This window comes from Okeania sp. SIO3B5, from assembly GCF_010692555.1.
Classification (GTDB): domain Bacteria; phylum Cyanobacteriota; class Cyanobacteriia; order Cyanobacteriales; family Microcoleaceae; genus Okeania.
Genome location: NZ_JAAHHG010000211.1, coordinates 6,191 through 15,993, shown reverse-complemented (window position 1 = coordinate 15,993; position 9,803 = coordinate 6,191). Strand labels below are relative to the sequence as shown.

General features: G+C 40.9%; 8 protein-coding genes. 3 read left to right on the top strand and 5 right to left on the bottom strand.

Annotated features, from left to right (window positions below):
• Nucleotides 1-457: 457 nt before the first annotated feature.
• Both F6K54_RS24090 and F6K54_RS24085 read left to right on the top strand, forming a co-directional pair.
• Nucleotides 458-1,066 carry a hypothetical protein gene (locus F6K54_RS24090; RefSeq protein ID WP_293082986.1) on the top strand — a complete coding sequence of 203 codons (609 nt, stop codon included), beginning with the start codon at nucleotides 458-460 and terminating at the stop codon, nucleotides 1,064-1,066.
• Nucleotides 1,045-1,191, top strand: a complete 147-nt coding sequence (locus F6K54_RS24085) for a hypothetical protein (RefSeq protein WP_293082985.1) — start codon at nucleotides 1,045-1,047, stop codon at nucleotides 1,189-1,191. Before F6K54_RS24090 ends, F6K54_RS24085 begins: the two co-directional genes overlap by 22 nt.
• Nucleotides 1,192-1,489: 298 nt before the next feature.
• Here the strand turns inward: F6K54_RS24085 and plsY are convergent, their stop codons facing one another.
• The 4 genes from plsY to F6K54_RS24065 form a co-directional block, all read right to left on the bottom strand.
• A complete protein-coding gene (gene plsY, locus F6K54_RS24080; RefSeq protein WP_293082984.1) occupies nucleotides 1,490-2,164 on the bottom strand; it encodes a glycerol-3-phosphate 1-O-acyltransferase PlsY in 675 nt (224 codons plus the stop codon).
• Nucleotides 2,165-3,175: 1,011 nt separating this feature from the next.
• Nucleotides 3,176-4,573 (bottom strand): DUF3086 domain-containing protein, encoded by a 1,398-nt coding sequence (locus F6K54_RS24075; RefSeq protein WP_293082982.1) that lies wholly within the window; start codon nucleotides 4,571-4,573, stop codon nucleotides 3,176-3,178.
• A gap of 109 nt (nucleotides 4,574-4,682) precedes the next feature.
• The gene (locus F6K54_RS24070; RefSeq protein WP_293082979.1) at nucleotides 4,683-5,087 is read right to left on the bottom strand and encodes a DUF3119 family protein; all 405 of its coding nucleotides are present in this window, start codon (nucleotides 5,085-5,087) and stop codon (nucleotides 4,683-4,685) included.
• A 410-nt stretch (nucleotides 5,088-5,497) separates the two neighbouring features.
• The gene (locus F6K54_RS24065) at nucleotides 5,498-6,295 is read right to left on the bottom strand and encodes an MlaE family lipid ABC transporter permease subunit (protein ID WP_293082976.1); all 798 of its coding nucleotides are present in this window, start codon (nucleotides 6,293-6,295) and stop codon (nucleotides 5,498-5,500) included.
• A 180-nt stretch (nucleotides 6,296-6,475) separates the two neighbouring features.
• Between F6K54_RS24065 and F6K54_RS24060 the strand changes: the two genes are divergently transcribed.
• A complete protein-coding gene (locus F6K54_RS24060) occupies nucleotides 6,476-6,781 on the top strand; it encodes a hypothetical protein (RefSeq protein ID WP_366558222.1) in 306 nt (101 codons plus the stop codon).
• 451 nt (nucleotides 6,782-7,232) lie between these two features.
• On the opposite strand, the gene F6K54_RS24055 is transcribed toward F6K54_RS24060, so the two are convergent.
• Entirely contained in the window at nucleotides 7,233-9,278 is a 2,046-nt protein-coding gene (locus F6K54_RS24055; protein WP_293082973.1) for a hypothetical protein, read from the bottom strand.
• Nucleotides 9,279-9,803: the final 525 nt, after the last annotated feature.

The following is a 9,803-nucleotide window of genomic DNA, read 5'->3' as shown; positions in this document are numbered from 1 at the left end:
ATAGATAATAAGATCTTCATGAGTTTTAATGCCTCTTTTTTCTTCTTCTGCCTTGTCCACTTTCCCTCCTTGTCTACCTTGTCTGACTCCTATTATACGATTAATGTAAAAAACCTACCCTTGTCAGCCCCTCGCCCCTCCCCCTCCCTGGAGGGGAAAAAGGGAGTAGGGAGTAGTTAGGAGTTAAGAGAGATAGGAGTGAAAGAGGAGTTGGCTACAAAAAGAGTAAAAGTGATTTTTCTATCATCATAGAGCCAAAAATGCTCAATTTTTGAACCAAGGGTAGCCTAAAAGTTCGCACATGCCTGATACCTCAAAACCCTAAAACCAATATCATTCAATGCTTCTATATTTAATCAGCAAGCCCTACTTATTTTTTTCCTCAAAAAATGTTTTGTAAGATTTATTTCTCAAATATGTATAATGTCTAAAAGTTCAAACATTCCTTAAGAATATTATGGAAGATTTACTAACAATAGAAACAGCAGCTAATTCAATTATCAAAAATTCCCCTAATAAACCTTCTCCAGATTCCGTTGTCTCTGCACTTATTCAAATTGAAAAGCAGTCAAAAAAACAGGAAAATAACTATAGTATTGAACAACTATCGGGCAATTGGCAATTATGTTTTATTACTGGTACGAAAAAAACTAGAAAACGAGCAGGTACTGTTCTGGGAGCTGGACGTTATATTCCGAATTGGGTAAAAATTACCCTCTCTTATTTTTCTCCTCTCAATACTTCTGAAACACCTGAAAAAATAGAAATAGGTAGGGTAGAAAATACTGTGGAATTTGCTGGTTTTAAACTATCTCTTTCCGGTACGACAAAATTTATAGATAAAAAAAATATTTTGGCGTTTGATTTTACAAAAATTACAGTCAAATTATTAGGAGTAAAACTCTATTCTGGATATATTCGAGGTGGTCAAGAAAGTGAAGATAAATTTGCCACTGAAAGTGTGGGAAAACAAGCTTTTTTTGCCTACTTTTTGATTCAAGAAAAATTTATTGCTGCGAGAGGTAGAGGTGGGGGGTTAGCTATTTGGAGAAAATTGAAAAATTAGAACTTCAACAATTAATTCAGAAGGAAGAAGGAAGAAAGAAGAAGGAAGAAGGAAGAAGAAAGAAGGAAGAAGGAAGAAGGAAGAAGGAAGAAGAAGGAAGAAGGAAGAAGGTTTTACTTATCTAGGAAATTAGTTATCTAGGAGAGGAAGAAAAAGGTTTTAGTTACAGCAGATTCCAAGTATATGAAGTACAGAGATTAACAATTACAGCGTTTTCCGTTGTTATGAGGTACACCTATCGCGGGCAAGATGCCCGCACTACAAGATTTTCACCATTTACCCTGTACCTCATTTGTCTGAAATCTGCTGTAAATGTTTGTATAGCAGTCGCCATTACTGTATTTAACATATCAAAAGCTTAAAACTAAGACAAATCAAAGTTTTTCCTTCTGCCTTCTGCCTTCTGCCTCCTGCCTTTTTCAACTAAGATTCTGTTGACAACTTTTGCCCAATTCTTGGTTCTTTACCATCTAAAAGTCGTTCAATATTGCTACGGTGACGCCAAATTACATACATACCACCAGTGATAGCAAATATTTCATAAGGCAGTGGCTCACCTCTGAAAAACATTAATCCAGAAACAGAAATAGCTGCAATGATAGAACTCAGAGAAACAATACGACTAATAGCTAAAAATACAGCAAATACAGAAAGTGTTCCTAGACCGACAACCCAAGACATTGCTAACAAAATACCCAGACTAGAAGCAACTGATTTGCCTCCCTTAAAACCAATCCAAATAGACTTAGTATGGCCGAATATAGCTATTAGTCCTGCTAAAATTACCATCCATTCTTTTGCTATATAAACATCAGGTATGCCAGCAGTAATAGTTAAGTTTTCCACAAATAAAAGAGAGTAAATATAGCGGACTAGAGCGATCGCTAATACCCCTTTTAAAATATCAATAATTAATACAGCCAAAGCAGGCCATTTGCCGATGGTTCTTAATACATTCGTTGCACCTGTAGAACCCGAACCTTGTTCGCGAATATCGATTCCGTAGAACCATGAACCTATCCAATAACCACTAGGAGTAGCACCCAAGAAATAGGCAATAATTAATATTACTCCATTTAAGATTAACCAGCTAATCATTAGACATCTCCAATTAATAACAAATAAAATCAATTATCGTAGATAAATCATCAATTCTTTCTTTCTACTGCCTACCCTGTAGGGACGTTGCATGCAACGTCCCTACTCCCTCTATATTTATTCTTCCGATGTAGTCGATGGGGATATCGCTATCCCTCACCTCTACTCCAAAACCGTACATGAGAGTTTCCAGCTCATACGGCTCCTAACATCACAGGGTTCTTCAAGGTTGGTTACACTTAATTTCGCATCTATATCTCAAGGTTTGTCCACGTTTGGAGCGCCTCGGTTTTCGCTACTCTTCGGCTAGGTTGCCTGGAGATTTTTCACGGGCATGAGTCTCCTACTCTCGATGTGAGTCTACTTACCCCAGCAAGTGCGTTTTGGCTTAATACAATTTCGGTTTCACGCCTACCTGTAATGTCTCCCCACGTCTGCTCATCCTAGAAATTACTCCAGGCGTGCTTCGCAGGAGTTTCCTTATCCCTCAAAGACATTGGTTAAACTTTCCCTACGAGCGTGGTCGAGAACTGAGAGTCTTAAGGGGTTACTTCGTTCCCTAGTATCATTTCTTGTTGCACTTAGGTTCCTAGTGTCGCCCGGCCTCGCGCCTAGATGCGATAACGTCGAAGAACTACGTTGCCAGTTATATGAGGCTTCCCGTTTTGGGCTTGGTGTCTCAGGCTTAATTTCACAAGCTCGAAGATGACGAGCAGTTATACGCTTATTGACTGTACGTTAACCTTATGCAACTTCCTTGGCCGTGGTAACCAGGCAAAACCTCCTAGTTTTACGGCTTTAAGTCCATGCACCTCCAGACCAAGTTGTTACCTTGGAATCCTGAACTTCAGAGTCACCCCGCATCCCAGGGGGCAGGAATTCAACCTGCATGATTACGCTTAGTTATCCCTAATTTGAGACTGGCCTAACTTACTTAGGAGCTCGCCCTTGCCAAACGAATCGCACTTCTTCCTTCTTCCTTCTTCCTTCTTCCTTCTTCCTTCTTCAATTTCAAAATCTATCTATTGAGTTTTGAAGTCCAGGTTCAGGAGCAAAAGCTAACCACAGAGGAAACTGTAACATTGAGAGACTAATTCTATCTTCCGTATCATCAATTATAATGAGCGGTAATTTTCCCTGTTTCACCAATCTGTCTGCTTTTTGGGCCAATACTTCTGGTTCTTCAAACAGAGCTACACCTCTATCTGGGCTAAAATCACGGCGGTCAATACCTAGACAATCTTGTAAACCCCGACGCCATTCTCCTAAACGTTCCGGGGAGTTAGCAAGTATCAGAGTGCGTACTCGCATATCATACAAATCTCTTAATACAGAAACAATTGCCGAAGCAACCAAAATATTTTGTAAGCGACTGCCCATAGTTCGTAGGGCACCACGGCCACCTTGAACGAAAAACCAGTTAGAAACTCTTTCTGCATGAATAGGTTCAAATGTACGCCGTAATTTCCAGGGCGGGCCATAATAATCTGGCATCTTCCGATATTCATCCAGAATTTGGCGAATTTGTCTAGCTTGCTCTTCAAAACCCATTTCTGCAAATTGAGGAGTTTCAGCATTTCTGACAGACTGAGGAGAATTTTCCATAACAGAAGGCGTTGGAGGTTCCTGCATCTGTGGGGTTAATTCTAGCTGTTCGGCAGCAAGAGCTAAATCTTGTAAACTTCCTACTAAATAATCTTTAAATCCCTGAATTCTAATTGCTAAATCCTGAGAAGTACCTGCAAAAGTAGTTCGCATTTCTTTTTGAATACGTTCTTTGCGACGTTCTAGTTTTTCGACTTCTACTTGTAATACTTGTCTACGGGACTCCAACTGATTCAAAGCTTCAGGTAGCAAACGCCCTATGGCCTCAGTTTGTGCCATTATTTCTTGCTGTAATTTGGCCTTAGTTTTTTGTAGAGTAGCTATTTCTTCCTTCAAATTTTCTTCTTGCTGTTGAAGGCCATTAACTGGTGGTGTTAATTCTATTTCAATTTCTTCAACTGGGGGAGCTGTAGGTTCTTCTTTGATATTAGGAATATCTGTAGAATTCTCTTCTACAACTGGGGGAGTTGTAGATTCTTCTTTGATATTAGGAATATCTGTAGAATTCTCTTCAACTAATGGAACATACTCTGCATCTATTTCTGCAACTGGGGGAGTTGTAGGTTCTTTCTTGATATTAGGAGTATTTGTGGAATTCTCTTCAACTAATGGAACATACTCTGCATCTATTGGTTGAGTTACGGCAGTTTTGTAAGGTTTGACACTTTGTTCATCTGTAGGAATAACTTGAGTATCAACCTCTTCATCTAAATCCCAAGGTGAAGGAACTATTTCATTTATGTTATTTGAAGTTGTTGTTGATTGGTCTTTTTGTTCTTCTGATTGTGTTTCGTCTGGGTACATAATGGAAAAAAATTATCAAGACTTTATGCTATTTTCATTCAGGGTTTTAAACTGAATGGTTTTCATTTTCTACTTCAAGCTTTTGTAGATATTGGCTCATAGGAATATACTAACTTTCCATTAAATCCCGTTCTAATGGTAAGTGCTTTTCTAGACAATTTTTTAGTGTTTTAGGGTCAAAAATAATTGGTAGAAAGTGGATGCTTTTAACTTCCCTAAAATAAAATAAAATTGGTACAGGAGACCAGAATATTTCCCAGTTGAGCCAATCTTGATAAGGAAAGTTTCGTATTAGTTTTTCTGAACGATATACTTCTAGAGATATATCAGTAAACTTGAGACGGATAGTCACTGTTTGAAGTAATAGAAATAGACCCAATAGAGCGATCGCTAGACTTACCCACAGTTGCCAAAAAGCCAAAGGTAATGCACTAATGATTAGTACTAGAGGAATTTTATAACTAGGGGCAAGTTCGATAGTTTGTTTGGCTTCGGATGTAGAAATATTAGTCATTTCAGTTATCAGTTATTAGTTATCAGTTATCAGTACCTCTGCAATGAGGAGGCTTGACATCAGAAATATTCTCTTTTTTTTATTCCCTTAAAAGGGGAGGATATTGACCATAATTTTTCGGTCATAGTTTTTTTTATAAGGTAACAGGTAAAAGGGAATAGGCAATAGGAAAATACCCTTAATTATAAATCATCGAATTTTTGTCGCGGACACTTTTTTTCAACAAGCGCAGCCCTAGGAAAAAAGGTTTTTTTTCGTAATTAATAATATTACAAATCTCATAAGATACCAATCTGGCTCTTCAAACCATATTGAAATAGAAAGTATTTTCTACCATTCCTGTTCCTTGTTCCCTACTCCCCTACTCCCTATTACCCTACTCCCTACTCCCTACTCCCTACTCCCTAATATTAAAAACTTTGTTTCATCGCTCCTCCAATGCCTTGAAACATTGCCCAAGATAGAAAGAAATTAAAAATAAAAATAGATATTAAGGCTGTCACAACTGCTGTAGTTGTAGATTGGCCTACTCCTTTTGCTCCACCAGTAGTAGTTAAACCCCAACTTGTACCAATTACAGCAACTAAAACACCAAATACCATTGATTTAATCAATCCACTGCATAAGTCCCAAAGAGTTAGAAAAGTATGGACAGAACTAATATATATACTCTGGGGAATATCGTACATATTAACTGCTACCATAAGTCCACCCAATATGGCAGCTACCAAACATAACAAAGTTAAGATTGGCATCATTACGGCACAAGCAATAACTCTAGGAATAACTAAATAATCTACTGGATCGGTTTTCAGCATATATAGAGCATCAATTTGCTCTGTCACTTTCATCGTGCCAATTTCTGCTGCAAATGCCGAACCTACTCGCCCTGCGACAACAACTGCTGTCAATACAGGGCCTAGTTCCCTCGTTAAAGTTATAGCCAACATACCCCCAACCATATTAGCTGTACCGAAGGAAACAAGTTCCCTGGCAACCTGAATGGTAAATACCATACCTACAAAACTAGCTGTCAGTAAGACAATGAGTAAGGACTCTGGACCAACTATTGCCATTTGCTCAACGGTGTTACGACGATGAATTTTGCCTTTGAGGACATGGAAAAAGACTTGGCCTGCTAAATATGCTGCTGCCAACATCCGTTGTCCCCATATTCCGAAAATTAACTTAAAAGTAATCTTACTCAATAGAAATTAATAAATTAGAACGCTAAACGAAATGAATGAGAGGAATTTACCAATCTTCAACAAGATTTTTTAACTAAGGTTGAAGTTTTCTGACAGATTGACTGATTTTTACTGATAGCTCTCTATCTTAGAAGGTAAGCCATATAGGCTGACTTACTACTTAGGTAGTATTTGGTGACTATGCTTATTTTTACATATATGAATATTTTGCCTAATCTTCTACGTTCTTTGTTACTGACAAGTATTTTTAGCTTTGTAACTCCTATTCTGTTAATTGGGGCTAGCTGGACAAGTTTTGCCTTAATTAGTAATTTTCCCAGTTTACGGACAATTGGTCAATTTGGTGTTGCCCAAATTTGGCAATTCTTAGCGACTTTTGGTAGTGGCCATCCTTGGCAAGGGTGTTTGGTAATTGCTATTACTTGTAGTTTAGTGGGGGCGATGTTTGATACTTATGTGTTCTGTCAAAATTCCCGGTTTAATTAAATAATTAGGGAGTAGGGAGTAGGGAGTAGGGAGTAGGGAATAGGAGGAAAGAATTGATGATTTGAGATTTGCTTTTCAGATTAATCAGTTCGCGTCACAATCAAAATTTTGTAGAGACGTTCCATGGAACGTCCCTACTATGCTTTACTCAAATGAAAACTGCTGTGTGATTAACAAAAAACAAAATAAATAGAGACATTCAACCGAACGTCTCTACTGTACTAAATTAAGTTGGTATTTTGACATCTCCAGGGGTTGAAACACCCTGGATTCCGTGGTTAATACACCGCAAATGGGATGAATCCACATTTGCTTAAAGCCTGTCAACAGACTTCTAAACTCCTCGACATAGACCGAAATCTAGCTGTGAGTCTACTTTTTTTAGCTTTCACGAGTGGTTTTACTCAATATGTTGGAGCAATAAATCGCTGCTCTAGCTGCCTGCTTGCTTTCAGCCGTCGGAAGAGATCAGGTCCCCGAACCAGATTGGTCCTGTATTTAGATCCGGATACTCACCAGGTGTCAGCACTAACTGACTACCGATATAGTTGGGGTCGCGGTAGAAGCTCACCTCGTAGTCAGCATTCGGGTCGAAGTTAGGACCCGGACGGATCTTCAACGAAGTCGTGAGGTTATTCATCAGATAAGTAGCCAGTTCGGGGGTGTCCTGGCTCAACAGAAGACGTCGCCCTGGACCACCCCCCAAGGAGTTGTTGGTGAACCAGTGTTCGTACAGCTCCACGATTAAGGGAATGTGGGCGTACTCCATCGATCCAGGAGAAACGGGTTCAGACCCCGTGCCATCTCCGATGATGAACTTGGTTGATGAGGTCTTATTACCAAAGGTGTGGCTCTGTTGGAGATCTGGATACTCACCGGGTTCGAGGTCGATGTAGTCACCACTACCATTGAAAGTGTCGTAGAGCCTGATCTTATCTCCTGGCTTGTAGTTCGGCCCTTTGAATACCTTCACCGAGGAAGTTAGGTTGTTGTAGGCGGAGTAGGTAGTCAGGTTGTCCACATCCTCAAATATAATCAGCTTCCGACCTGCGTAGTTCACACGATCGTAGAGTTCGGCTACCACCGGGATCGGACTCACCGCTGGGGCTGGTGGCACACCCTGGTTGAACTTGACCGAAGAGATCGCGTCCCCAAACCTGATTGGTCCAGTATTTAGATCCGGATACTCACCAGGTGTCAGCACTAACTGACTACTGATATAGTTGGGGTCGCGGTAGAAGCTCACCTCGTAGTCGGCATTCGGGTCGAAGTTAGGACCCGGACGGATCTTCAACGAAGTCGTGAGGTTATTCATCACATAAGGAGTTGCCAGGTTGGGGGTGTCCTGGCTCAACAGAAGACGTCGCCCTGGACCACCCCCCAAGGAGTTGCTGGTGAACCAGTGTTCGTAAAGCTCCACGATTAGAGGAATATGCTCATAGGGACCAGGCGGAATGATGGCCGGAACTGTGATTTTGACTGTCTTGCCACCAACGATTTGTCCATCGGCGACGACATCAAGGGAGCCGTTGAAGACCTGAGTATCTGTGGCGGCTGCGACATTGCCAAGCCAGGAAACGTCGAAGCTAATTTCATGGTCTTGGTCTCTGCTGAGGGGACCATAACCTGCTGCCGGGGCGATCGCTTGCACAAACGGTTCGGTCGCACCACTTGCTACTAGGCGCACGTTCCTGATTGTGGTTATCTGTGCTGCTAACTCAGCAATAATCCGCTCAACAGCAGTCTCTGGACTGACACCTTGGATTAGTATGCCCCCCGTTTTATTGGCAATCCGGGTTCCTTGTCCCGCTTCGCCCAACGGATTGCCACAATTACTGCGAAACCAACTACTTACCCCTTCGATCGGGTGATCCAGCCCGTACAGTGCGCCACTGCTTCTCAAGCTCATTGCCAGCACGGTAATTTTCTCCGCCACTAGCTTATCGGTGACCGATTTCTCGGTAATGTTGTAGTCTAGGCTGGAGATTGCCTTGCATATAGGGTCATGACCTCCGGCATCACCAATCCAGACGATGATCCGCTGGGCATCGGCACGCCAACCAATGTTGCCACCTGGTGGTTCGGCCACCCGATCTAGCGCATAGAACTGAGCTTCCGGAACGTCCAAACCAGGGGTGGTCTTCCAGGTATCGACTGCGGCTTTGACATCGGCGATATTGGCAGTCAGATTACACTGGTGCTCGAAGACGAAGGGATGTCTGTTAGGCTCTGGAGCTGGAAAGTCTTTGTAGTTGCCCACTCCAAACTGGACATCAGACCCTAAAGCCTGAGTTTGGTTGACGATATCTACCATGCCTCTCTGGACGGAGGCGATCGCTGAACCCATGCTACCAGTCGTGTCTGATAGAAAATAGACATCGACTTTCGGGACTATCCCTGATTTCGGAATAGTGACCTTAACCACTTCTGCCAGGGTCTGATCTTTTGACAGAGTCAGATCGTTGGTTGGCGGTGAAACCTGAATTGGAGTACTCATTAAGTGAAATAACTCCTTTGAGAAAAAAGTTTTGGTTTCTGAGGTTAATTATATCATCTCCGGATAATTACTGCTCAACAGGACTTACGCAGAGACTCTACATATAGTGATTGTGAACGCTATTTTACTCTACAGATAGTGTATTTAAAGTTAATTTGCGTAATTCCTGATACCATCAGAAGTATTTCCGATAGATGTAATCAGGACTTACGCAAAGACACTGTGTATAGAGTCCAGTAACTATTGGACAATAGTTATGAGTACTATATATAGCGTATCTGCGTAAGTCCTAATTCAATTATTTTTCTACTTAGATTACATTAAAGACAAGTTGAATGAAAACAACTTCAACTGAGTTTTCAAGGTAAGTTTTGGTAGTTGAAAAACTGAAGTACGGAAAATGCGATCGCATCTCTCTAAGTAACCGAACTTACTCATTACCAAAATTCTACTAAAATTAGAAACAACAACGAATTCAATTAATACATAAAACATTTATTTAGGAGGCAACAACTATGGCTATTG

Excerpts from the sequence above, each read along its gene's own strand:
- F6K54_RS24070 (WP_293082979.1), bottom strand. The coding sequence starts at position 5,087 with ATGACTAATATTTCTACATCCGAAGCCAAACAAACTATCGAACTTGCC.
- F6K54_RS24055 (WP_293082973.1), bottom strand. The coding sequence starts at position 9,278 with ATGAGTACTCCAATTCAGGTTTCACCGCCAACCAACGATCTGACTCTG.
- F6K54_RS24060 (WP_366558222.1), top strand. The coding sequence starts at position 6,476 with ATGCTTATTTTTACATATATGAATATTTTGCCTAATCTTCTACGTTCT.
- F6K54_RS24090 (WP_293082986.1), top strand. The coding sequence starts at position 458 with ATGGAAGATTTACTAACAATAGAAACAGCAGCTAATTCAATTATCAAA.
- F6K54_RS24075 (WP_293082982.1), bottom strand. The coding sequence starts at position 4,573 with ATGTACCCAGACGAAACACAATCAGAAGAACAAAAAGACCAATCAACA.
- plsY (WP_293082984.1), bottom strand. The coding sequence starts at position 2,164 with ATGATTAGCTGGTTAATCTTAAATGGAGTAATATTAATTATTGCCTAT.